Raw genomic sequence first — 22,558 nt, forward strand, 5'->3', positions numbered from 1 at the left:
TTGGTTCTTCCAAAAGTCTCCCAACTTTCTATATCTTTAAATTCTGAAGAAAATCTTTTCATTTGAATTTGAATGTTACTATGAAAAATCTCGCCTTATTGTTTTTCCTATTAATCACTTTGCAATTAATTTCCCAAACAGAAAAGGAAAAAGTTGAAGCCACCGTCAAAAAAAGTACTATTGAGAGTCACATATATTTTCTGGCAGACGATTCGTTGAAAGGCCGGGAGACGGGTACGGCAGAAAATAAAATCGCCGCGGCTTATTTGGCCAATACTCTAAAAAAGTTCGGAGTAAAGCCCATTCCCGGTACAGATTCCTACTACCAGCGCGTGCCGCTTACCAAAACTCCTTCCGTTAAAAATGCAAATTTAAATATAGATGGAAAAAATTATCCGCAATTGGCAGTTTTGCAGGCTAACGATATCGATTTTACAGGAGATGCTATCTTTTTGGGCTACGGTTTGGAAAATGATTACGAGGGGAAAAATACAGAGGGAAAAATAATTATCATTAAAGCCGGCGATGCAAATACCAATACCGCGCAGGCCGCTTTTGGGTTGCGAGAGCAAAAGCAACAATTTGCCGCAAGAAATGGCGTAAAGGCAATCATTGAATTGGTTGATACCAACGAAAACGTATGGGCGTTTATTGACCATAATTTTAATGCGGATAAATTGGAAATCGCCTCAAAAAATATTGCTTCCGAAAATAAAAACCCTGCCTACCTCTGGGTTTTTGATCCAAAGGGTTTAAATGCTAAAAATCTGGAATCAAAAAATAACCACAATATTCAGTTGCAATTGGAAAAACCGGCAATTACTGAAATAATTTCCCAAAATGTAATCGGGATTGTGGAAGGTACCGATGCCAAATTAAAAGATGAATACATTATCTACGCTGCACATTACGACCACGTGGGCATTGGCGCCCCAGACCAAACGGGAGATACTATTTACAATGGCGCGAGGGATAATGCTGTGGGAACGACAACGGTACTGAGCATGGCTGAAAACTTGGCGAAATACCCTACCAAACGCTCGGCGCTTTTCATTTTATTTACGGGAGAGGAAAAAGGTCTTTTGGGAAGTAAATACTACATTGAAAATCCTGTTTTGCCGTTAAATAAAATGGTTTTTTGTTTCAATAGTGATAATGGTGGGTATAATGACACATCTATTACGACCATCATTGGTTTGGAACGAACCACGGCGAGCAAAAATATTAAGGATGCAGCTACGGCATTTAGCCTGCGCGCAACTGATGATCCCGCGCCGGAGCAGGGGCTCTTTGACAGAAGTGACAACGTACATTTCGCCAAAGCTGGAATTCCTGCCCCCACCTATTCTTTGGGCTTTACCAGTTTTGATGCGGAAATTACAAAATATTATCACCAAGCCAGTGATGAAGCGGACACTCTGGATTTTGATTATTTATTGAAATTCTTCAAAAGCTATGTGCTCTCTGGAAGGCTGATAGGCAACGATTCCGAAAAACCCATCTGGACAAAGGGCGACAAATACGAAGCCGCGGGAAAATCGTTATATGAAAATTAAGAAAAGAAAAAAGCCACGAAACTTTCGTGGCTTTTTTTATAATTCAAACTTGTGTTTTAAATTTTTTCGAAGGTAAGGAAATCGGTGCCGCCGTTGCCGCCGCTTACATCGGTGAGTTCAATTTTAATATCTGAATAATTTACAACATCCCAATCATCATTGAATTCATCAAAAGGAATAGTATTTCCAAAGTCTAAAATTAAATCAAGACCACTGCTGCTATTTATAACACTCCAAGTTCCATTAATGGTATTTCCACCATTTTGTGCTATCACGCTTCCATTTGAGTTAAATGTAACGCTGTAACCATTATAATCATTAGTTTCGTTGTCACCATCATCTATGTAGCTTTGTACATACCATTGCCCATCTATCAGTATGGTTGATAGCTCTTCGGGGTTTCCTCCGCCACTGCAATCCTCATATGGATTTCTTCCAAAATTTAAATAGTCAGTACCTCCGTTTCCGCCACTTATGTCCAGAAGCATAATGTTTTGTGCATCGAAATTTACAACGTCCCAGTCATCATTTAAATCATCAAAAGGATCATCACTTCCCGAAATTTCAAAATTGAGTATAAGGTCGAGACCGCTACCACTGTTTGCAGTAGTCCAAGTACCATTTACAGTATTGCTGGTACTTGTGGCAGTTACAGTTTGATTTGCGTTGAATTGAAATTCATAGTTTACATAATCACAGGTTTCATTGTCGCCATCATCGTTTAACAAATTCACATACCATACATCATTTGTTAAAATATTTGTAAAATCTGAAGAATTTCCTCCTCCACCGTTGGGATTACGTTCAAAAGTCAAGAAATCTACACCGCCATTACCGCCACTTATATGTTTCAGTTTTATGATATCTGGGGTAGCTTCAATTATGTCCCAATCTTCGTCCAGTTCATCAAAGGGGGAATTATTACCGAAAAATAATATAAGGTCCGGAATACTGCTTCCAGTTAAATTCCAGGTACCATTAACATTGATAGAAGTTCCAGCAGCTATTGCTGTATTATTCGTATTAAAGGTAAATTCATAACCAGCGAAGTCATTTGTTTCGTCTTGATCATCAAAAAAATAGGTCACAAACCACGATCCTGATGTGAGAATTGTTTCAAAGTCTGTAGTATAGCCGCCACCGTTTGAGCCACAGGAAGAAATTAATGTTGCAAGCTCAGCGTTACTGTTTACCTGAACAATAGTTCCATCTTGTTGGATTACGTTTACCGGAAATTGCAAGGCTATAAAAGTTCCAGGCTCAAGGGAAAGCAATAAAGACAAAAGCTCTCCATCATTTGCTATGGTCTGGGTTCCTGTTTGCTGTTGGTTAGAATTATAGATAAAAAATGTGATGGGATATGCAAGATCAATACAATCTATCGATGCGCTATTATTGTCATCTGATGTACGCAGTAAAAGATTGCCCAGTTCAGAATCTACAGACACCAAATCGGTATTAGAGTCATCAAAAGGTGTGGAATCGTCTTCACTGCAAGAACTTACCAAAAACAATAAAAGGTAAGCAACTAAGGCAAATTTGGCTAATTTATTCATAATAGTTAAATATTTATGGTTTACATTACTAGAACCGTTCTCAAACTAAAAACCCTACCTCTATCAATTTATTTTTGAAAAAAAACCATTCCGTTGAGGAATGGTTTTAGAAACGGATTGATAAATCAATTAAATTTTTTCAAAGGTCAAAAAATCTGTACCGCCATTGCCACCACTCACATCTGTAAGTTCAATTTTTGAATTACTTATCGAAATAATATCCCAATCATCTGAAAGTTCCTCAAAATCTGCGGGAGAGGAAAAGAAAATATTGAAATCGGTATCATTGGAACTTCCACCATCATCATCGCTTGAGCTGCCATTGGTAATGGACCAAGTTCCCGTGACTGAATTATCTCCCTTAACTGCAACCAAACTATTATTTGAATTAAAGGTGAAGATATATCCTGTAAAATGGTTTGTTTCCTCTTGATCGGTATCAAAATAATAGGTTATTCTCCAATTTCCGTTTTGGACTATTTCTATGTTTTGCTGAAGGGGAGCATCCTGTTGTGAATTGCTATCATCATCCCCTTGACAGGAAATGGTCAATGTTTGAATACTAAAAATAATAAGTGCTGTTTTTAATAGAGTTTTCATAGTTTATATAGTTATTTACTGTTTATGTATTAATTAATTTTTTTTAAAAATTAAGGTGTCCTCAATTTCACCTGTACTATTTCTGGTGATTGAAATTACGGTATTGCTTGTAAATTGAATCACCTTATATTCATCGTCATCAGCTCCGTTCAGTGGGCTATCCATATTGAAATCGAAATTTAGCTCTTCATCAATAATAGTTATTATATAATTTCCATCGATATTTTGAGATCCATTTGTAGCCAATATGCTCTGGTTATTAAAAAATGTAAAGTTGAATCCTAAAAAATCTGAGGTTTCATCTTCCCCATCATCTAAATAGCTGTCAATATACCAAGTACCTGATTGCAATATACTGGTGAGTTCCTGCGGATCTGGCCCACCACCTCCTGTATTTGGCTCTCTACCAAAGGTAAGGAGATCGGTTTCACTGGTATTTCCATTTTCATCGCTAAGACGAATAATATTTTGGTTAGCTTCTAAAACGTCCCAATCATCGTTGAGCAAAGAGAAATCACTATTGGTTGCTGTATCGAAATTGACTATCAAATTCAACTCATTAGCTTCGCTAATTACAGTCCAAAAACCGTTTATAGTATTATTTCCACTAATGGCAGTTGCAGCGCCATTTATAAAAAAGGAGAATTGGTATTCATTAAAATTCGATGTGTTATCTGTCCCACCTTCCCGCAACAAATTTATATACCAGTTGCCGGTTATGAGATTTTCGATAAAAACATTCAATTGTGTGTTAATACCCGTATTTGGATCTCGGCCAAATGTTAAATAATTAGTGCTGTCACTACCAGCGTTAGTGTGCTTCAATCTTATCATTTCAGAATTTGCCTCTATAATTTCCCAGTCATCATCAAATTCATCCAGCGGATCATTTTCACCGAAGAATAATTCCAAGGAATAATCTGAATCTAAGCTCCAGTTTCCGGGAAGCGTATTTCCGTCTTTCACTGCCTGTGCCATTCCATCTTCAGTAAATGCAAATCCGTATCCTTCATATATATCGGTTTCATCATAATCGTCGAAAAAGTAAGTTACGTACCAAATACCAGTTGTTAAGTCTTCTTCAAATTGAGCCACATCAAAAGGCGCTTCACTATTATTTGTTGCACATTCCAGTATCATATTTTGTAACTCTACATTATTTGAGACATTTGCAACCGTTCCCCCTGAAGTAAAAACCGTAACGGGAAAATCCAAACTCACATACGTATTAGCATCCAGATTCTGAAGAAACCCAAATAGTTCAATATCCTCGTTTATTGTTACAATTCCAGTTCTTTGTTGTTCAGCATTATAGGTTAAAAAATTAATGGGATACGCAAAATCCAGACACGTTATTTCTTGTGAGCTAGTGTCGCAAGCTAGCGCGAGTGCATCCAGCTGATTCTGGCTACTTAAGGTTATTTCTGAAAAATCGAAAGTTTGTACCGTTATTGGGAAGTCAATTTCCAAAACATCACTATCATTTGGAAACTGCCCAAAAATCTGTATTATGAGTATAATATCCTCGTGGCTTACTAGTGTAACTTGTTGGCCATTTGCAGTTACCGTGACAGGAAAATTTACTGAGGTGCAACTGTTGCCATCCACTATATCATCATAAGCACCTGGGTTTTGAGCAGTTCTTAATAAAAGATTGGTCAAAACAGAGGAAGATGTGATGGTTTCTGGCGGTGTTTCATCTATAAATTCCTGCTCTTCCTTTTGGCAGGAAATTAATAGTAGGGTTATTAAAGCCAAGAAAAAATTAAATGATGCGTGTTTTCTTTGCACTTATAAAATATTGAAATTACAGTTAGAACAATTAAATTAAAATAAACCCTACCTCAAAAGTTGAAAAGTTTTTAAATATATTTGAAATCCATCAACCTAGTTATGAAAAATACGGAAAATGTATGTGACGAGAGCACATTCAACCTTTTGTATAAAATATATGGAAAGCCCATCTGGAGGTTTATATATATTAAATGTGGAAATTCCTCTCAGGCAGATGATTTGGTCCAAGAAGCCTATATAAAATTATGGCAAAATTGTGCCAAAGTTTCAAAAGAAAAGGCAAAATCCTTCTTATATACGGTATGCAACAATGCTTTTTTAAATCAAGTTGCACATAAAAAGGTTGTGCTTAAACATGCCAAAAGCCAACCAGAAAAAATAAATAACCATTCTCCCGAATTTTTAATGGAAGAATCACAATTTAGCGAAAAACTTAAAAAATCCATTGAAAATCTCACTGAAGCCCAACGCACTGCTTTTTTGCTAAATAGAATTGAAGGTAAAAAATATTCTGAAATAGCAGAAATGCTTGATATTTCAATAAAAGCAGTGGAAAAAAGAATGAGCCAAGCATTGGCAACACTCCGCAAGGAAATTGGAAATATTTAATTTCAAGGTAGGGTATTTTGGCTCTACTTTGTTTTAGCTACGAATAAGATTATTATGGAGAAAAATTACTTATTGCACAAATGGCTAAATAATGAGGCTTCACCTGAAGAACGTAAGCAGTTGGAAGAGGATCCAGAATATGCTTCACATATTAAAATTGCCAACCTAAGTTCTCGATTTGAATTGCCGGATATGGATGTAGATTCAAATCTTAAAGCAATTTTAGAAAAAAGGAAACATGTTCGGCATATAAACAATAACACCATTTTTTCATATGCCTGGAAGGTCGCAGCTTTTTTGGCCGTTGTTTTCGCTACCTATTATTACACCACCACACTTGACACTATGGTAGAATCAAAAATAGCTCAAACGGAAACTTTTCTATTGCCCGATAATTCTGAAGTTGTTTTGAATTCGGGATCAAAAATTACCTACAACAAAAAGAGATGGAACACTTCCCGTGAACTTTCATTGGAAGGTGAAGCGCACTTTAATGTGGCAAAAGGAAATAAATTCAGTGTTGCAACCGTTGAAGGAATTGTAAGTGTTCTGGGAACAAAATTTAATGTTCGCGCAAGGGAAGGCGCACTTTCAGTTTCTTGTTATGAAGGATTGGTAAGCGTAGCTTTTGCGGATACTGTTCTACAGGTTTCTGCTGGGAATGAAGTTTATATAAAGGATGGAAAATTAGCCCTTAACCGAGAGGTCCAACAAACCAGTCCAACTTGGTTTCTGAGTGAAAGTTCTTTCAGAAATGAGAGTTTGACTACGGTTATAAAAGAACTTGAGAGACAATACCCGATAAAAGTGACCTTAGAAAATGTGAATTTTGAAAAAAAATTCACTGGCAGCTTCACACATTCCAATCTCGATTTAGCATTACAAGCCATTTGCGAGCCACTTAATCTACAATATAAATTAGGAAAAAAAGGAATAGTATATATTAATGCCAAAAATAGCAACTAGCTATAAAAAACTTATTTTCATTTCAATATTTATTGTCTTGGGAATAAAATCCTTTGGACAGAAAATTGAAGAGACCACCCTATTGTCCTACATTACTTACGTGGAAAAAAAGTTTTCGGTTCGTTTCTCTTACGTTACGGAAGAGGTTGAAAAAATTAGGATAAAACCGTTATCAGAAGAAAAAGAAACGGTAGAAAACATTCTATCCCATCTGCAGAGCAATACACCATTACGCTATCACCGCATAAATGAGCGATACATATCTATAGCTCTTCCCAATGATGAAAATCATCTTTGTGTCCAACTTAAGGATTTTGAGACCCAATTACCTCTGGAGGGCGCCACTATTCTTTTAGGAGATGGGCCGTATAGAACCACTTCAAATGCTGAAGGATTTTTTTTCATTCCAGCCCAGCATATTAATTCATTATACTCAATATCATTTGTAGGATATAGGACCATTGAAGGGAATACTTCAGATTTATCAAGAGAATGTACCATTATATTACTCAGAACTAGCGTGTTTGAACTGGATGCTGTGGTGGTAAAGAATATTTTTACCAATGGTATCAATAAAAACCTAGATGGATCCATAAGGATTGTTACAGAAAACTTTGGACTTTTACCTGGACAAGTAGAAGATGATATTCTACAGATAACACAAGCGCTTCCGGGGATTACAAGTGTTGACGAAACAATTTCAAACATCAACATTCGAGGTGGTACTCATGATGAAACCCTAATGCTCTGGGACGATATAAAAATGTATCAAACCGGACATTTTTTCGGGCTTATATCTGCCGTAAATCCAGATATTACAAAAAATGTTACCGTTCACAAAAACGGTACGAACATAAGGTATGGCGAAGGGGTTTCAGGAGTAATATCCATGAAACCAAATAACAAAATCCCGAACGAAACGCAAGCTGGAATCGGTGCCAATTTGATGAATATTAATGCATTTTTGGAAATGCCCATTTCCAAAAAACTTGGGTTACAAATTGCAGCCAGAAAATCGATAAATGAATTTTTTGAGTCTCCCATCTATAGAAATTATACCAGCCGGATTTTTCAGGATAGTGAAATTTCAGATATTGAAGACTCGGAAAGCAATATTCAAATAACTACTGATGAAGATTTTGGGTTTTATGACATAAGCACAAAAATGTTGTGGAAAATATCGGAAAAGGATCTTATTGAATTTAGCGCATTGACTATAGATAATTCACTTGATTTTACCGAAACTGTTTCTGTCAATTCACAGTCAAAAACCAGTAAACTTGACCAAAGAAGTATTTTGGGGGGGCTTAGCTGGCAACATACTTTAAATGATAATGCCGAGTTAACAGCATCCACATACAGCACATACTATCTTTTAGACGCTATAAAAAAGGATATATTTACGGCACAAGAACAAATTCAAAAAAATGAAGTCTTGGAAACCGGTATTAAATTGGAGTCAAATGTAGGCTTTTCAGAATCCTGGATTCTTCAGGGTGGTTATCATTTCTCGGAAATTGGAATTGCAAATACCCAAGACGTGAATCTGCCCAGGTTTAGGGACTATGAAAAAAAAGTTTTACGCACCCATGCATTATTTGCAGGCTTGGATTACGTAGCGCCAAATAAAAAAACATTCTTGTTCAGTGGAGCACGAATCAATTATTTTTCAAAATTTGAAAAATATAGAGTTGAACCCCGTTTGACTATAAATCAAAAAGTTGGGTATGGGTTTGCTGTCGAGATAATGGGTGAGTTTAAAAGCCAGGCCACTACCCAGCGAATTGATTTTGATAGTGATTTTTTGGGCATCGAGAAACGGAGATGGGTTTTGGCAGATGGGGAAGAAATTCCAATACTAACTAGTAAGCAAATCTCCCTGGGGCTTATTTATAACAAAAGAGATCTATTTTTAAACTTGGAAGGATTTTACAAAAGGGTTGATAATATTAATAGCGCAAACCAAGGTCTTCAAAATCAATATCAATTTACAAAAGCAATAGGTAATTATTCGGTTCGAGGCATAGAGTGTACACTAAACAAAAAAACTGGCGCATTAAGTACTTGGATTAGTTACACTTATAGTAATAACCAGTATAACTTTGAAACTTTGGAACCGAAAATTTTTCCCAACAATTTAGACGTGCAACATGCTGCTACTTTAGCTGGGACCTATGTGTATAAATCCTTAAAAATAGCATTGGGGGTAAACTGGCACAGCGGAAAACCGTATACAATTCCCCTAGAAAATACTGAAACAGAAATTGTGGGGGGAATACCAATCATAAAATATGATAGTCCACATCAACAAAGATTACCGCATTATTTTAGAACCGATTTATCTGCCGAGTATAACTGGAAATTTTCATCTAGAACAAGTGGAAAGCTAAATTTGGCACTTCTAAATATTCTTAATAGGGAGAACATTTTGAATATTCGTTACTCAGTTGCGAGAAACGAAAATAATGTAACAACCGTAAATAAGATAGAAGAAATTTCTTTGGGCATTACACCAAATGTCTCTTTCCAAGTTTTTTTTTAAAAATTCTACATCCGCTCCGGAACGTCTATTCCCAAAAGACTGAATGCGCTTTTTATTACCTCGGCAACCGCCGCGGAAAGTTTTATTCGGAATAATTTTTCCTGTTCATTGTCCGTGGCCAAAATAGGTACATTTTGGTAAAAACTATTGAATTCCTTCACAAGATCGTATGTGTAGTTTGCAATGAGAGCCGGACTGTAATTTTCTGCCGCCAATTGAATGGTATCCGGATATTGCTGAATTATTTTTATGAGTTCCTTTTCTTTGGCATGTATTTTTATGGATGTTAGGTCGAGGGCAGTAGAAACTTTTCCAGCCTTTCGGAGAATGGACTGGATCCGCGCATAGGTATATTGAATAAAGGGCCCCGTGTTCCCTTGAAAATCGACACTTTCTTCCGGGTTGAAAAGAATCCGCTTTTTTGGATCTACTTTCAAAATATAATATTTAAGTGCACCAAGACCAATCATTTTGTAAAGTGCCTCTTTTTCTTCTATTGAAAAATCATCAATCTTTCCAAGTTCCTCTGAAATTTTTCGGGCTGTCTCTGTCATTTGTTCAATTAAATCATCTGCATCCACTACAGTTCCCTCGCGGCTTTTCATTTTTCCCGAAGGCAAATCAACCATTCCGTAACTTAAATGGAACAGATTTTCTGCCCAGCTATACCCCAATTTTTTCAGAATAAGAAATAACACCTTGAAATGGTAATCCTGCTCATTACCAACGGTATATATCATCCCGCCAACGTCCGGATGGTCCTTTACGCGCTGTACTGCGGTGCCTATGTCCTGCGTCATATAAACAGCGGTTCCATCACTCCGCAATACCAGTTTTTCATCAAGGCCTTCTTCGGTAAGATCGCACCAAATGGAGCCATCATCCTTCATAAAAAATACACCTTTTTTAATGCCTTCTTCAATAATATCCTTGCCCAGCAAATAAGTATCGCTTTCATAATAATAGAAATCGAAATCAACGCCTATATTTTTATAAGTTTCCTCAAAACCAGCATATACCCAACCGTTCATTTTATTCCAAAGCGCAACGGTTTCCTCATCGCCAGCTTCCCATTTACGCAGCATTTCCTGCGCTTCCTTTATAAGTGGTGCTTGGGCTTTCGCTTCCTCTTCCGTTTTTCCAATTTCCTTTAAGGCCTGAATTTCCTTTTTATATTCCTGATCAAATTTCACATAATAATTACCCACCAACTTGTCGCCTTTTAAATTAGTGGTAGCTGGAGTCTCTTCATTTCCAAACTTTTCCCAGGCAAGCATACTTTTACAGATATGAATTCCACGGTCGTTGATAATCTGGGTTTTGTACACTTTTTTCCCAGCCGCTTTTTCAATTTCGGCTACTGAATATCCCAAAAGAACATTGCGAACGTGGCCCAAATGCAACGGCTTATTGGTGTTTGGCGAAGAATATTCAACCATTATGGCTGTGTCTCCCTGCGGAACTTTTCCGAATGTGGAAAAATCCTGAACCGAATTGAAAAATTCCAGATAATACGCATCGCTTAAAACAAGATTCAAAAACCCCTGAACCACATTGAATTTTGAAATCTCCGCTACGTTCTCAACCAAAAACGCTCCAATTGCCTCGCCTATTTGTACGGGATTTCCCTTAACAACACGCAACATCGGGAAAACCACTGCGGTAATATCACCTTCAAAATCCTTCCGGGTTGTCTGTAATTCAACAGACTCTAGCGTTGCGCCATAGATTTTTTCAACGGCATTTTTAATTTCAGATTCTATTTTTTGCTGAAGTTTCATGTAGCTGGAAATTTAAAAGCGCAAAGATACCCATTTTTAAATTTGAAATGTTTGGCAATAAAGTATCTTTAAAGGAAAAAATGCTGCTGAACCTATCCTACAACGATAAAGAAATTAAACGCCAAATTGAAGCGGAATTGGGAAAACCCTTTGGGTTGCGCGAGCGAATTAAAATGCGCGGAAACGGTTCCCCAAAATTGATACTGAAAGAAGCCAGTGAGGAAATTACACAGCTGATGGCGCGCGATAAAAACAGAAACGTGTGCAATATTGAAATGAGGCCGAATGGGATTATAATCGGTTTCAGAAGCAAACTTGAGAATTATGGGTTGATTGTTCCGTACAGAAAATTGGTGATTTTTAAAGGAAATTCAGATGAATATACCCTTTATAAGGACAACCATTTTTTTAGGATAATTGCCGGAAAAAAAGATGTGGCGGTGCATAATTTCATGAAAAAACTTTTGGAAGCCAAGGCCGCAGCAACGCCACAAAATCCAGATTTTGGCGACATTGCTTAATAACCGTTTGGTAATCTAGCGGTAAACTTGGGAGAGAAAAAGCATATTTTCTTTGCCGAAAAAACAATGGACATTTTTTTATATGTTTTTGCCGCTCTTTTTTCGGTAATCAATCCCTTGGGCACGGTACCCGTTTTCGTTGGGCTTACGAGTGATGAAAGTGCGGAGGAGCGCAATAAAACATCTTTACTTACTACAGTAAATGTGGTTGTAATCTTGATAATTTCATTTTTTGCGGGTACTTATTTATTGGCTTTCTTCGGAATAAGCCTGAACGCTTTGCGAATTGCCGGCGGAATGATAATAGTAACTTCCGGTTTTGCCCTGCTTACGGGAACATTTTCAAAACATAAAGGGATGAAAAACAAACGGGTGATGAAAGATCTGGACAAGCGCGAGAAATTTTCATTAACGCCGCTCGCAATCCCTATGCTTGCTGGTCCGGGGTCTATTTCTTTATTAATTACATTCAATCAAAAATACCAGACAACCACTTCAATAATCTATGTATTGCTCGCAGTTTTGGCCGTGGGCGTTGCAACATTCATAATTTTAAGAAGTGCGCATTACATCACCAAGTTTTTGGGAGCCTCTGGCATCAATGCCATTTCAAGGATTGTAGGGTTTATTGTCATTTCCATTGGCGTGGAATATATTGCGGCAGCGGTAATGGCTATTTTAAAAACGCTGAATTCCTAACGCCTGTTTTTTACCAAAATCCCAGCCAATAAAGCTAGGACGCCAATGCCTATCATCCCCAAGGTCTGGTTGGTAATACCTTCCCGCGCATTTACTTCAATGGGGCCCACATCTATTACGGCTTGCGGAACAAAGGCATTGTAAAGGCCAAAAATTATAAGCGCCACACCTGCAATAAGCAACACAATTTTGAGGATTTTCATTGAAATTATCGGTTTTAGCTGAAGTTTTAAAGATAGTATTTTGCGCTTCAGAAATGCTTATAACTTAACGGGTTTTTAACTTCTGTTGTATATTTTAGATATATCTTTAAACAAAACTTCTATTTTGAAAATTCTACTCACAGGTGCAAACGGTTATATTGGGATGCGTCTTTTACCCGAACTTTTAAAGGCAGGACACGACATTATTTGCTGCGTACGCGATAAAAATAGGTTGCCTTTGGAACCGGAAACTTCAAAAAAAGTAACGGTTTATGAAATTGATTTCGCAAAAGAGCCAGACCGAACCGATTTTCCAAAAAACATAGATATTGCATATTACCTCATCCATTCCATGAGTGGAGGCGATAAGGATTTTACTGAAATTGAAAAGAAATCGGCAGAAAACTTCAATAAGTATATGGCCGAAACCACCGTAAACCAAGTAATTTATTTGAGCGGTATGGTAAATGAGGACGAATTATCCAAACATCTGTCTTCCCGAAAAAAAGTGGAAGAGATTCTTTACACGGGCAATTTCAACCTCACCGTTCTTCGAGCGGGAATCGTGGTGGGCAGTGGAAGTTCTTCGTTTGAAATTATTAGGGATTTGTGTGAAAAACTGCCTGTGATGATTGCCCCAAAATGGCTAAAAACCCGAATCCAGCCTATTGCCATTCGTGATGTAATTTCATTTTTAACGGGGGTACTAAACAGGGAGGAATGTTATAATAAATCCTTTGATATTGGCGGGCCAGATGTGCTTACTTACAAGCAAATGCTTTTAAAATATTCTGAGATAAGGGATCTGCACCTCACCATTATTTCCGTTCCGTTTATGTCGCCACGGCTTTCTTCGTATTGGCTATATTTTGTGACCTCAACATCCTATAAACTTGCGGTAAATCTGGTAAACAGCATGAAAACCGAAGTTGTTGCCCGGGATAACAAATTGCAAAAAATACTGAAAATCAATCCTATTACGTATGAAGAAGCTATAAAAAAGGCGTTCACAAAAATTGAACAAAATTTGGTGATTTCCAGTTGGAAGGATTCTATGGTGGCGGGCAGATTGAGTGGTTTGAAAGATTACATCCAAGTACCAAAATACGGTTGTTTGAAAGATAAAAAAGTTATAAAGGTTGAAAACCCAGATAAAGTTTTGGATAACATTTGGGCAATCGGCGGGACGCGCGGTTGGTATTATGGAAATTTTCTTTGGAAAACCCGTGGATTTTTGGATAAAATTGTAGGTGGGGTAGGTTTGCGAAGGGGCCGCACGCATTCACAGAAAATTTTTACGGGAGATGTTATCGATTTTTGGCGCGTTCTCTACGCAGACCGCGAATCTAGACGGCTACTTTTGTTCGCTGAAATGAAATTGCCCGGCGAGGCGTGGCTGGAATTCTGTATTAATGATAAAAATGAATTGATACAAACGGCGACCTTCCGGCCAAAAGGACTTTGGGGCAGACTGTACTGGTATTTGATGCTTCCCTTTCATTATTTTATATTTGGTGGAATGATTAAAAACATAACCTCATTCCAACCGAAAGAACTAATTTGAAATTCCCTAAATTTTCTGAAAGAAATTCCTTGCTCACCATCACAATGGGCATTTTACTGATTTTCTCAGTTTTTCTTTATTTAAAAACGCTTAAGACCTATAATTTCATTGAAAGTATTTCGCTCTGGGTGCGCAATTATTTTGGGGCTTTTTATCTATATCTTGGGCTTGGGTGTGTACTACTCCTGCTTGGAATTGCCATTTCTCGCTGGGGAAAAATTAAATTGGGATTGCCTGAAGACAAACCGGATTTTACAAGGCTTGAATGGATTGCCATGCTTTACAGCGCGGGAATGGGTGCCGGTATTTTGCTTCGTGCGGTTCAGGAACCTGTTTTTATGCAACAAAATCCGCCATTACAAACAGGCATTTCCGAAAATATCATGGCTTTGGAATTTACATTTTATCAATGGGGTTTTACGGCGTGGGCATTTTACACCATATTTGCTTTGGTGGTAGGTTTAGCACTTTTCCATAAAAGGCTTCCCATAGCTACCAGCAATACTTTTAATTCATTAATAAACGCCGGTACCAAAAATTTTTGGAGTAAAAATTTACTACGAATTGTTGATGTACTTGTGATTTTGACCACGGTGTTCGGGCTTGTGGCGGCTGTGGGGCTGGGCGCTTCGCAAATAAAAGGGGGATTGAATCATTTATTTGAAGCATCCCTGGATTACAGAATCATTATAGGTTTGGTTATTCTCATCGGAAGTTTTTCTCTGATTTCCGCTTTGAGTGGCGTTGAAAAGGGCATTAAAAGAATTTCGACACTCAATATTTATTTTACGGTGGGTCTTCTGTTTTTCGTATTTGTACAAAGCAATATTGGATTGATTCTGAAGCATTTTTTCTTGGCGCTGTACCAATATATTGTTGAATTTGTACCGATGAGTCTTGCTATTGGAAACTACAATCCGGGTGACGAGTTTTTAACCGATTGGACCTACTATTATTGGGCATTTTGGCTTGCTTGGGCACCGTTCACCGGAATTTTCATTGCACGAATTTCCAAAGGGAGAACGCTTCGCGAAATAATAATTGGCGTGCTATTGATCCCATCCTTGGGAAGTTTTTTCTGGTTTACCGTTTTTGGTCAATCGGCCTTTGAAATGATTGCACATTGGGGAGCGTACAATGGCGAATTTGATAATGTTTTTACTTCAATATTTGTTTTTCTTCAAAATTATCCCGCTCAAACATTTATAAATGGTTTGGTTATTCTGCTACTAATTAGCTTCTTAGTTACTTCGGTAGATTCCGCAATCTTTGTTTTGGGTATGTTCACAGATAATGGCAATCCCAACCCGAGTAAAAAACATCGCTGGCTTTGGGGAATAATATTGACTATTTTTTCAGTGGGAATTGTACTCTTGGGCCACGCAAAGGAGGAAACCAATGTATTGACAGCAGTTCAAAAATTATTGATAATTACTTCCCTTCCGCTCAGTTTATTATTGGTGGCAATTATTGGTATTTGGCTTTTTGACCTGAATACAATTTACAGTAAAAAATAATTCCTGCACTTTATTCTTTCGGAAGGAAGACTTCTGCCATCATACAGCGCGCGCTTCCGCCACCGCAGGTTTCGATGGTATGGAGATTGCTACTCAGAATTTTGCAATGTTTTTCAATTGCAGCAACTTGTTGCGTGTTAAGGCTTTTGTGTGCGGCGGAACTCATAATCAAAAACTTATCATCCGTTCCCTGTAATTGTAGCATATTTCCCGCAAAATGGTGCATTTGCCCTTCGGTTATGGTAATTATTTCCTTTCCATCTGCTTTTAGATGGTGCAACACATTTTTCTTTTCCTTCGCATCATCGATGGTATCTAAACAGATAACACAGAAATTTTCTGCCAGACACATCATTACGTTGGTGTGGTAAATGGGCATCCGCTTGCCGTCCACTGTTTGGTTAGCAATAAAAATTACCGGAGTATATTCAAAATCTTCACAGAATTCAATAAAAAGTTCTTCATCAGCCCGGGGAGAAAGTGCACAATAAGCCTTCCGATTTACCCGGTCCATCAAAATGCTTCCTGTACCTTCCAAGAAAAATCCTTCGTCCTCGGCAGGAGTATAGTCGTAAATGTTATTAATTACAAATCCTTCATTTTCCAAACGGATCAAAATTTCCTCACGCCTTTCACGACGGCGATTTTCAGCAAACATTGGGTACAGACCCACATCGCCATTCTCGTGAAAACTTATCCAGTTATTCGGAAAAATGGAATCTGGCGTGTCCAATCTTGAGTCATCATTTTCAACAATAACATTCACGCCAACCGCGCGAAGTTTTTCAACAAAAGCATCAAACTCTTGTTGCGCTTTTTGATTGATTTCAGCATTTTTTAAGGATAGGTCTTCTTGAAAATAATTATTGACGGCGGTCTGCTCGTTCATCCGGAAAGCAACCGGCCGAATCATAATAATGGTATTTGTGATCTGTTTTGCCAATTCTGAAATATTTGAGCGGCAAATTTAATAGAAATTCCGTTGGAAATAATACGATTTCAGCGAAGTTATGAGATACGCATCATTGAGATTTTCGATTTTATTTAGACTTAATGCAAATTGAATTAATTGGTACCAATTTTGTCTAATGTTCGTTAGAATAACATTAAATTTCGATTAGAATTATGAAAGCAACATTTTTTCTTATTTTATCACTTTTCCTTTTCAAAAACGCAGCCATTTCACAAAACTGGGAAACAGATTTCGAGATCGCCAAAAAAACCGCTACAGAACAGAACAAACCCATAATACTTGTGTTTCAAGGAAGTGATTGGTGTGCACCGTGCATAAAACTGGACAGAGAAATCTGGAGTACTGCCGAATTTGATACGTATTCAAAAGAGCATTATGTGATGCTTCAGGCAGATTTTCCGAGAAAATCGAAAAACAAATTCTCTGAGGCACAGCAACAACAGAATAACGCACTGGCAGAAAAATATAATACGCAAGGTTATTTTCCTTTCGTAGTGATACTGGATAAAAACGGAAACGTCCTTGGCGAGACTGGTTATGAAAAAACTACGGTTTCCAACTATATTGAAAAACTTAATTCGTTTATAAAATAAATTGAAAAGAGCCATTTTTATATGGATTGCCCTGCTGTGCGCTAACCAAATTTTTTCTCAGGAAATTTACAAGCGTACCCTAAAATTAATGGGCAGTCGTTTTGAAATTACCGTGGTTGCACAAGATTCAACAGCAGCGGAAAGACATATTGACCTTGCCGTTTCGGAAATTACCAGAATAGAAAAACTCATTTCTTCTTGGGACAGTGCTTCGGAAACTTCAGAAATAAATAGAAATTCTGGTAAAAAACCCGTAAAAGTAGCTGATGAATTATTTCAGCTGATTAAAAGATGTATCGGAATTTCAGAATTGACAGATGGCGCATTTGATATCAGCTTTGCATCTATGGACAAAATCTGGAAGTTTGATGGCACAATGACCGAGATGCCTTCGAACGAAGCCATAAAGAAGTCCGTAGAAAAAGTAGGATATAAAAATATAGTGCTGAATGAGGAAGAAAAAACGGTTTTTTTGAAACTCGAGGGTATGAAAATAGGTTTTGGGGCTATTGGCAAGGGTTACGCTGCAGATATGGCTAAAGAACTTTTGATTAAAAAAGGGGTAATGGGTGGAATTATCAATGCCTCGGGAGATATGAATACCTGGGGCGAGCAACCCAATGGTAGCAAATGGAAGGTGGCCATTACAAACCCGATGGATAAAAATAAGGCTTTTGCCCTTTTGCCCATAGATAACAGTGCAGTTGTCACTAGCGGTAATTATGAAAAATATGTAAAATTTGACGGTGTGCGTTACACACATATTATTGACCCACGAACAGGATTTCCCGCTACCGGAATCATAAGTGCTACTGTATTTGCGCCAAAGGCTGAAATTGCTGATGCTCTGGCCACTTCTGTATTTGTAATGGGAGTAGAAACAGGACTCAATTTCATAAACCAGTTGCCAAAAATTGAATGCATTTTAATTGCCGAGGATGGCAAGTTATATTCTTCAGATAATATTCAATTAGATACCAAATGATGAGAAAGCTGTCAACAATTACATCACTTTTTTTATTCTTTTTCACCTCTTGCACGGCTGTAAAGGAATATGAAAAAGTAAATATTAATGACCCAGATATGGTCTTGGCCGAGAAGCCATTGAAACGATTTGAAACAAATGCGCAAGCCTATAGGGAGTCTGCATCTGGTGCTAATGGAGGAAAAACTGGCGGCGGTTGCGGCTGCAATTAATCTATGAGAACGATACTATTTGTATTGGTGGGATTATATACTTGGGCCGGACTAGCTCAAGATTCCACTGCGACCTACAAAAAAAGGGTTTTGGAAGCTGCCGAAATTGACATACTGGCAAGCTATTATTCCCAGGATGGTGACAACGCTGCCGTTACGGGTGGATTAGGAACAGAAAAACTTACTGAATTTTCACCCACAATTGTTGTCTCCGTACCATTAAATGCTGATGATGTGTTGACGGTTGATGCCGGCGTTTCAGCATATACATCGGCCTCATCAAGCAATATAGATCCTTTTGATGGTGGCGAAAATGCAGATCCCTTTGTGGCTTCTTCGGGAGCCTCTTCCAGTGACCTTTGGGCGGGCGGAAGTATAAATTATGCACACAGCAGTGATGACCGAAATGAAATATGGGGCGCCAAAGCTTCCATCTCTTCTGAATATGATTATTTTTCTGTAGGTTTTGGCGGAAGTTACACCAGACTTTTCAATGAGAAAAACACCGAAGTAAGCGTAAATGTCAATGTATATCTGGATACTTGGAAATTGATTTATCCCATTGAATTCCGGGATGTTCCTACCTTTGAAGAGTTAGACCAAAAGAATAGAAATTCATATTCTTTGGGTTTTGGATTTTCACAAATACTTTCTAAAAGACTTCAAGGCTCCATGTCTGTTGACCTTGTCCAGCAACAAGGATTGCTTTCAACACCGTTTCAACGCGTTTACTTCAGCGATTTACCAAATAGATTTAGGGAGAATTTTCAATTGGGTGATGATATAGAGAGACTTCCGGATAACAGATTTAAGACGGCAATTGGAGGTAGATTAAATTATTTTATAAATGAAACCTTTATAGTCCGCACTTTTTATCGTTATTATTTTGATGACTGGGGAATATCATCCCACACAGCTAGTATTGAAATACCTATAAAAATTTCGGATAGATTTACCGTTTATCCCAATTATCGATTTTACAATCAAACGGCTTCAGATTATTTTGCGCCATTTGAGACGCATCTTTCTTCGGAAGAATTTTACACTTCAGATTTTGATTTAAGTGAATTCTCAGCAAACCAATATGGTCTTGGAATATCCTATACAGATATTTTTACGAAATTCCATCTCGGCAAATATGGTCTAAAAAGTGTTGATGTAACTTTGAATAGATATCAGAGAAATACGGGACTTAATTACATGCTCTTTTCAGCAGGATTAAAATTCGTACAATATTGATTTAAGCACTCATTGCATCTTCAAAATCGTCCGTTTTAGTACTGAATTGGAACAACATTTTTTTGTAAAATTTATGTTGAAGGTTTCCATTTTCCAAACAGCCTTTCAAAGTTTCCTCTAGATTATTATAGGAAACTTCTTCCGATATCGCTTCGTTTAAATCGTACAAACGTATGGGATCTGCGGTTATAGGTTTTGAATTCGAAAGAAGTATCGTAGAATTGGAGTAATCAATATTGACATCAATTACATTGAAGTAAAATTTTAAAAATTGTTTGTGAAAATCCCTGTATTTCTGCGAAGGCTCTGTATTGAATTCGCAACTGCGCGAGATAAGCCCACGCATTTTTTCCTGAATTATTTTCTCTTCATTATCCATAACCACATTTTAAGCACATGGAATTTACAAAGAGATTTTTATTTCCGAAATGGATTAAAGCACTTTAGCTTTGATTTAACCACATATAAATCAATTCGTTAAAAATATTATGACTGAAAATCTTAATTTTCTGTTTCCAGTCCTTGGCTCTTCCAATTTGTATAGCCGCCATCAATATCATAGATTTCAGTGAAGCCCATTTCCTTTAGGATAATTGCCGCTTTCGCACTTCTACCTCCGCTTTTGCAGTATACGTATACTGGTTTATTTTTATCCAGAAGCGCAGCCTTCTCCCTAAAATCCGAATCGGTTACACATACATTTTGTGCCTTTCCCAAATGGCCGTCTTTGTATTCATCTACCGTCCTTACATCAATTAACTGTATATCGTCAGTATTGTAAACGGCATTATAAACTTCCTGAGGCGAAATTTTTCTGATTTCAGCATTTTGGGATTTATCCTTACAGCCGATCAAAATGAAAAATAGAAAAAGAATTATGTAGATGGGATTTTTCAAAATCATTTTGTTTTTTCACCATCCCATTCCATAAAACCACCTTCTAAATTATAGGTGTTTTTTATTCCCAAAGAATTAAATATAGCGCACGCCTGTGAGCTTCTTGCCCCTGAACGGCAGTATACGTAATAGTTTTTTGAAGTGTCCAACTGGTGTGCGGTTTCCATAAATTCATTTGGGTTCCGTATGTCCATTTGTTTGGCTCCAGGAATAAAACCCTCCTCCAGTTCTTCATCACTGCGCACATCTATAATCATAGCGTTGGCATCTTCCGCCAGTTTTTCGCGCCACTCTTTTTGAGATAAATCTTCCATTGTAAAATTTTCTGTAAAAGTAACTAATTGATAATTCATAAAATAAAAAACCGAAACCAACTTTACATCGTCGATTTCGGTTTAATATATTTCCAAAAGTTAGCTATTGCTTCACAGAGCAACCAATAGCTTTTGTTTCTTTAACCGATACTTCTTTTCCTGCCAATAACTCATTTACGGCATTCGCCAAAAAACGATCCTTTACTTCGGCACCGTTTCGAACATTATCATCAATGGCACCAATGTATTTTACAATATTTTTACCATTATCTTTTTGAAGTAAATAAACGTGCGGAGTTTTGGTAGCGCCATATTTTGCGTACACAGTCTGGTTTTCATCGTATAAATATGGAAATGTAAACCCGGCCTCTTTAGCTTTTGCCTGCATCAACTCGTACGTATCATCCGGCTGGACTTCGGGATTATTGGGGTTTATAGCGATCACGGGATACCCTTTGGGTTTAAATTCCTTATCCAAATCCACAATCCGCTGCTCGCTTGCAACGGCAAACGGGCAAGTGTTGCAGGTAAAAATTACAATATATCCTTTCGCGTCTCCGTAATCTGATAGCGACACCATCTTCCCATTCACATCTTTCAATTTGAAATCTGTGGCCTCATCGCCTATGGAATAGCCCGTTGCTGCCGTCTCGGTCGGCATTTCAACAAATTCAGGTTGCACGGTTTCGTTAATTGCAAATTCCTCACTTTTGTCAGTTGGTTCATTTTTGCAGCTGTTCAGCGTCAAAATTCCAATAGCGGCAAATGCCAACGTGCCTATAATTTTTCTCATTTTCATAATTTATTTCTTTATAAATGTTTTCAGTTCTGTTTCAAGTTCTTCAAATGTAAACGATTGTTCGTAGAATTTTCGTGCGTCATTTTTATAAATAATTGTCGCGGGAATTGCACCGCTCCATTGCGTCGAAACTTTTGGAATCCAACTGTTCGCATCTGCATCGTCCAGTAAAACTACTTCAGATTTAATATTGTTTTTATTGATAAAAGGAATTACTTGGCTGTCGATTTTATCTGGAAAATCGAGGCTGACCAAAAGAATTTTCACTCTTTTATCCGCATATTCCGAAGCAATTTTTTCAAAGGCTGGAAGTTCCTTAATACAAGGCTTGCACCACGTGGCCCAAAAATTTATAACGTAAATGGAATCGTTGTTTTTCTGAAAATATTTCTTCTGAAGTTGTTCAAAATTCAAGGAAACCACTTTTTTTGAAATGAAACTTTCGTCATTATTTTGAAGATTTTTCATCGCAACTTCAGAAGTTTCAAGATTCATTTTTGCTTCAGATTTATTATCTGCGCAGCTTTGAAATAGCAAAATAAAAAGAATAATCGGGAGTAATTTCATCCGCCAAAAATATTGAAAACCAATTCATTTAAAATGAAATTAACTTTTGATTAATACGTCTAACACATTCC

The 22,558-nt window shown here is 37.4% G+C and carries 23 protein-coding genes; 12 read left to right on the plus strand and 11 right to left on the minus strand.

Annotation, left to right across the window (positions count from 1 at the left end):
- The first annotated feature begins 80 nt into the window (after window positions 1–80).
- Window positions 81–1,556: a M28 family peptidase gene (locus KIV10_RS04295; protein ID WP_214112268.1), complete on the plus strand. Its 1,476-nt coding sequence runs from the start codon at window positions 81–83 to the stop codon at window positions 1,554–1,556.
- A 56-nt stretch (window positions 1,557–1,612) separates the two neighbouring features.
- On the opposite strand, the gene KIV10_RS04300 is transcribed toward KIV10_RS04295, so the two are convergent.
- From KIV10_RS04300 to KIV10_RS04310, 3 genes are all read right to left on the minus strand, one after another.
- Entirely contained in the window at window positions 1,613–3,112 is a 1,500-nt protein-coding gene (locus KIV10_RS04300; protein ID WP_214112269.1) for a hypothetical protein, read from the minus strand.
- A 129-nt stretch (window positions 3,113–3,241) separates the two neighbouring features.
- Window positions 3,242–3,712 carry a hypothetical protein gene (locus KIV10_RS04305; protein ID WP_246516186.1) on the minus strand — a complete coding sequence of 157 codons (471 nt, stop codon included), beginning with the start codon at window positions 3,710–3,712 and terminating at the stop codon, window positions 3,242–3,244.
- Between the two features lie 33 nt (window positions 3,713–3,745).
- Window positions 3,746–5,503 carry a hypothetical protein gene (locus KIV10_RS04310; RefSeq protein WP_214112270.1) on the minus strand — a complete coding sequence of 586 codons (1,758 nt, stop codon included), beginning with the start codon at window positions 5,501–5,503 and terminating at the stop codon, window positions 3,746–3,748.
- A gap of 102 nt (window positions 5,504–5,605) precedes the next feature.
- Between KIV10_RS04310 and KIV10_RS04315 the strand changes: the two genes are divergently transcribed.
- Genes KIV10_RS04315 through KIV10_RS04325 form a run of 3 tightly spaced genes read left to right on the plus strand, consistent with a single transcriptional unit; the run spans window position 5,606 to window position 9,623 of the window.
- A complete protein-coding gene (locus KIV10_RS04315; RefSeq protein WP_214112271.1) occupies window positions 5,606–6,115 on the plus strand; it encodes an RNA polymerase sigma factor in 510 nt (169 codons plus the stop codon).
- 54 nt (window positions 6,116–6,169) lie between these two features.
- Window positions 6,170–7,081, plus strand: coding sequence for a FecR family protein (locus KIV10_RS04320; RefSeq protein ID WP_214112272.1), 912 nt, complete (start codon window positions 6,170–6,172; stop codon window positions 7,079–7,081).
- Window positions 7,062–9,623: a TonB-dependent receptor gene (locus KIV10_RS04325; RefSeq protein ID WP_214112273.1), complete on the plus strand. Its 2,562-nt coding sequence runs from the start codon at window positions 7,062–7,064 to the stop codon at window positions 9,621–9,623. The genes KIV10_RS04320 and KIV10_RS04325 overlap by 20 nt, the downstream gene beginning before the upstream one ends.
- A 5-nt stretch (window positions 9,624–9,628) precedes the next feature.
- On the opposite strand, the gene argS is transcribed toward KIV10_RS04325, so the two are convergent.
- Window positions 9,629–11,404 (minus strand): arginine--tRNA ligase, encoded by a 1,776-nt coding sequence (gene argS / locus KIV10_RS04330; RefSeq protein WP_214112274.1) that lies wholly within the window; start codon window positions 11,402–11,404, stop codon window positions 9,629–9,631.
- A gap of 47 nt (window positions 11,405–11,451) precedes the next feature.
- Between argS and KIV10_RS04335 the strand changes: the two genes are divergently transcribed.
- Both KIV10_RS04335 and KIV10_RS04340 read left to right on the plus strand, forming a co-directional pair.
- Entirely contained in the window at window positions 11,452–11,925 is a 474-nt protein-coding gene (locus tag KIV10_RS04335) for a hypothetical protein (RefSeq protein ID WP_246516187.1), read from the plus strand.
- A gap of 66 nt (window positions 11,926–11,991) precedes the next feature.
- A complete protein-coding gene (locus KIV10_RS04340; RefSeq protein ID WP_214112275.1) occupies window positions 11,992–12,624 on the plus strand; it encodes a MarC family NAAT transporter in 633 nt (210 codons plus the stop codon).
- On the opposite strand, the gene KIV10_RS04345 is transcribed toward KIV10_RS04340, so the two are convergent.
- Complete coding sequence (locus KIV10_RS04345; RefSeq protein WP_214112276.1) at window positions 12,621–12,827, minus strand: hypothetical protein; 207 nt, start codon at window positions 12,825–12,827, stop codon at window positions 12,621–12,623. The two genes, KIV10_RS04340 and KIV10_RS04345, sit on opposite strands and share 4 nt — an antisense overlap.
- Before the next feature lie 124 nt (window positions 12,828–12,951).
- Between KIV10_RS04345 and KIV10_RS04350 the strand changes: the two genes are divergently transcribed.
- Together KIV10_RS04350 and KIV10_RS04355 are read left to right on the plus strand one after the other, a co-directional pair.
- Complete coding sequence (locus KIV10_RS04350) at window positions 12,952–14,391, plus strand: SDR family oxidoreductase (protein ID WP_214112277.1); 1,440 nt, start codon at window positions 12,952–12,954, stop codon at window positions 14,389–14,391.
- A complete protein-coding gene (locus KIV10_RS04355; RefSeq protein ID WP_317194700.1) occupies window positions 14,388–15,908 on the plus strand; it encodes a BCCT family transporter in 1,521 nt (506 codons plus the stop codon). The genes KIV10_RS04350 and KIV10_RS04355 overlap by 4 nt, the downstream gene beginning before the upstream one ends.
- A gap of 10 nt (window positions 15,909–15,918) precedes the next feature.
- On the opposite strand, the gene ctlX is transcribed toward KIV10_RS04355, so the two are convergent.
- Complete coding sequence (gene ctlX, locus KIV10_RS04360) at window positions 15,919–16,821, minus strand: citrulline utilization hydrolase CtlX (protein ID WP_214112745.1); 903 nt, start codon at window positions 16,819–16,821, stop codon at window positions 15,919–15,921.
- 212 nt (window positions 16,822–17,033) lie between these two features.
- On the opposite strand from ctlX, the gene KIV10_RS04365 reads away from it, so the two are divergent.
- From KIV10_RS04365 to KIV10_RS04380, 4 genes are read left to right on the plus strand one after another with little or no spacing between them, the layout of a single operon-like run.
- A complete protein-coding gene (locus KIV10_RS04365; protein WP_214112278.1) occupies window positions 17,034–17,474 on the plus strand; it encodes a thioredoxin family protein in 441 nt (146 codons plus the stop codon).
- Between the two features lies 1 nt (window position 17,475).
- Window positions 17,476–18,459 (plus strand): FAD:protein FMN transferase, encoded by a 984-nt coding sequence (locus tag KIV10_RS04370; protein ID WP_246516188.1) that lies wholly within the window; start codon window positions 17,476–17,478, stop codon window positions 18,457–18,459.
- Window positions 18,459–18,671, plus strand: coding sequence for a DUF4266 domain-containing protein (locus KIV10_RS04375; RefSeq protein ID WP_407650164.1), 213 nt, complete (start codon window positions 18,459–18,461; stop codon window positions 18,669–18,671). Before KIV10_RS04370 ends, KIV10_RS04375 begins: the two co-directional genes overlap by 1 nt.
- Before the next feature lie 3 nt (window positions 18,672–18,674).
- A complete protein-coding gene (locus tag KIV10_RS04380) occupies window positions 18,675–19,910 on the plus strand; it encodes a DUF3570 domain-containing protein (protein ID WP_214112280.1) in 1,236 nt (411 codons plus the stop codon).
- A 1-nt stretch (window position 19,911) separates the two neighbouring features.
- On the opposite strand, the gene KIV10_RS04385 is transcribed toward KIV10_RS04380, so the two are convergent.
- From KIV10_RS04385 to KIV10_RS04405, 5 genes are all read right to left on the minus strand, one after another.
- A complete protein-coding gene (locus KIV10_RS04385) occupies window positions 19,912–20,289 on the minus strand; it encodes a hypothetical protein (RefSeq protein ID WP_214112281.1) in 378 nt (125 codons plus the stop codon).
- 122 nt (window positions 20,290–20,411) lie between these two features.
- Window positions 20,412–20,807 carry a rhodanese-like domain-containing protein gene (locus tag KIV10_RS04390; protein WP_214112282.1) on the minus strand — a complete coding sequence of 132 codons (396 nt, stop codon included), beginning with the start codon at window positions 20,805–20,807 and terminating at the stop codon, window positions 20,412–20,414.
- 2 nt (window positions 20,808–20,809) lie between these two features.
- A complete protein-coding gene (locus KIV10_RS04395; protein ID WP_317194701.1) occupies window positions 20,810–21,160 on the minus strand; it encodes a rhodanese-like domain-containing protein in 351 nt (116 codons plus the stop codon).
- Between the two features lie 64 nt (window positions 21,161–21,224).
- Window positions 21,225–21,920, minus strand: a complete 696-nt coding sequence (locus KIV10_RS04400; RefSeq protein WP_246516189.1) for a thioredoxin family protein — start codon at window positions 21,918–21,920, stop codon at window positions 21,225–21,227.
- A gap of 3 nt (window positions 21,921–21,923) precedes the next feature.
- Window positions 21,924–22,487, minus strand: a complete 564-nt coding sequence (locus KIV10_RS04405) for a TlpA disulfide reductase family protein (RefSeq protein ID WP_214112283.1) — start codon at window positions 22,485–22,487, stop codon at window positions 21,924–21,926.
- Window positions 22,488–22,558 lie beyond the last annotated feature (71 nt).

Source organism: Aequorivita echinoideorum (genome assembly GCF_018476645.1).
In the GTDB taxonomy this organism is placed as follows: domain Bacteria; phylum Bacteroidota; class Bacteroidia; order Flavobacteriales; family Flavobacteriaceae; genus Aequorivita; species Aequorivita echinoideorum.

Coding starts and splice junctions, on each gene's coding strand:
- KIV10_RS04295 (WP_214112268.1), top strand. CDS start 81: ATGAAAAATCTCGCCTTATTGTTTTTCCTATTAATCACTTTGCAATTA.
- KIV10_RS04300 (WP_214112269.1), bottom strand. CDS start 3,112: ATGAATAAATTAGCCAAATTTGCCTTAGTTGCTTACCTTTTATTGTTT.
- KIV10_RS04305 (WP_246516186.1), bottom strand. CDS start 3,712: ATGAAAACTCTATTAAAAACAGCACTTATTATTTTTAGTATTCAAACA.
- KIV10_RS04315 (WP_214112271.1), top strand. CDS start 5,606: ATGAAAAATACGGAAAATGTATGTGACGAGAGCACATTCAACCTTTTG.
- KIV10_RS04320 (WP_214112272.1), top strand. CDS start 6,170: ATGGAGAAAAATTACTTATTGCACAAATGGCTAAATAATGAGGCTTCA.
- KIV10_RS04325 (WP_214112273.1), top strand. CDS start 7,062: ATGCCAAAAATAGCAACTAGCTATAAAAAACTTATTTTCATTTCAATA.
- argS (WP_214112274.1), bottom strand. CDS start 11,404: ATGAAACTTCAGCAAAAAATAGAATCTGAAATTAAAAATGCCGTTGAA.
- KIV10_RS04335 (WP_246516187.1), top strand. CDS start 11,452: ATGTTTGGCAATAAAGTATCTTTAAAGGAAAAAATGCTGCTGAACCTA.
- KIV10_RS04340 (WP_214112275.1), top strand. CDS start 11,992: ATGGACATTTTTTTATATGTTTTTGCCGCTCTTTTTTCGGTAATCAAT.
- KIV10_RS04345 (WP_214112276.1), bottom strand. CDS start 12,827: ATGAAAATCCTCAAAATTGTGTTGCTTATTGCAGGTGTGGCGCTTATA.
- ctlX (WP_214112745.1), bottom strand. CDS start 16,821: ATGATTCGGCCGGTTGCTTTCCGGATGAACGAGCAGACCGCCGTCAAT.
- KIV10_RS04365 (WP_214112278.1), top strand. CDS start 17,034: ATGAAAGCAACATTTTTTCTTATTTTATCACTTTTCCTTTTCAAAAAC.
- KIV10_RS04375 (WP_407650164.1), top strand. CDS start 18,459: ATGAGAAAGCTGTCAACAATTACATCACTTTTTTTATTCTTTTTCACC.
- KIV10_RS04380 (WP_214112280.1), top strand. CDS start 18,675: ATGAGAACGATACTATTTGTATTGGTGGGATTATATACTTGGGCCGGA.
- KIV10_RS04385 (WP_214112281.1), bottom strand. CDS start 20,289: ATGGATAATGAAGAGAAAATAATTCAGGAAAAAATGCGTGGGCTTATC.
- KIV10_RS04395 (WP_317194701.1), bottom strand. CDS start 21,160: ATGAATTATCAATTAGTTACTTTTACAGAAAATTTTACAATGGAAGAT.
- KIV10_RS04400 (WP_246516189.1), bottom strand. CDS start 21,920: ATGAAAATGAGAAAAATTATAGGCACGTTGGCATTTGCCGCTATTGGA.
- KIV10_RS04405 (WP_214112283.1), bottom strand. CDS start 22,487: ATGAAATTACTCCCGATTATTCTTTTTATTTTGCTATTTCAAAGCTGC.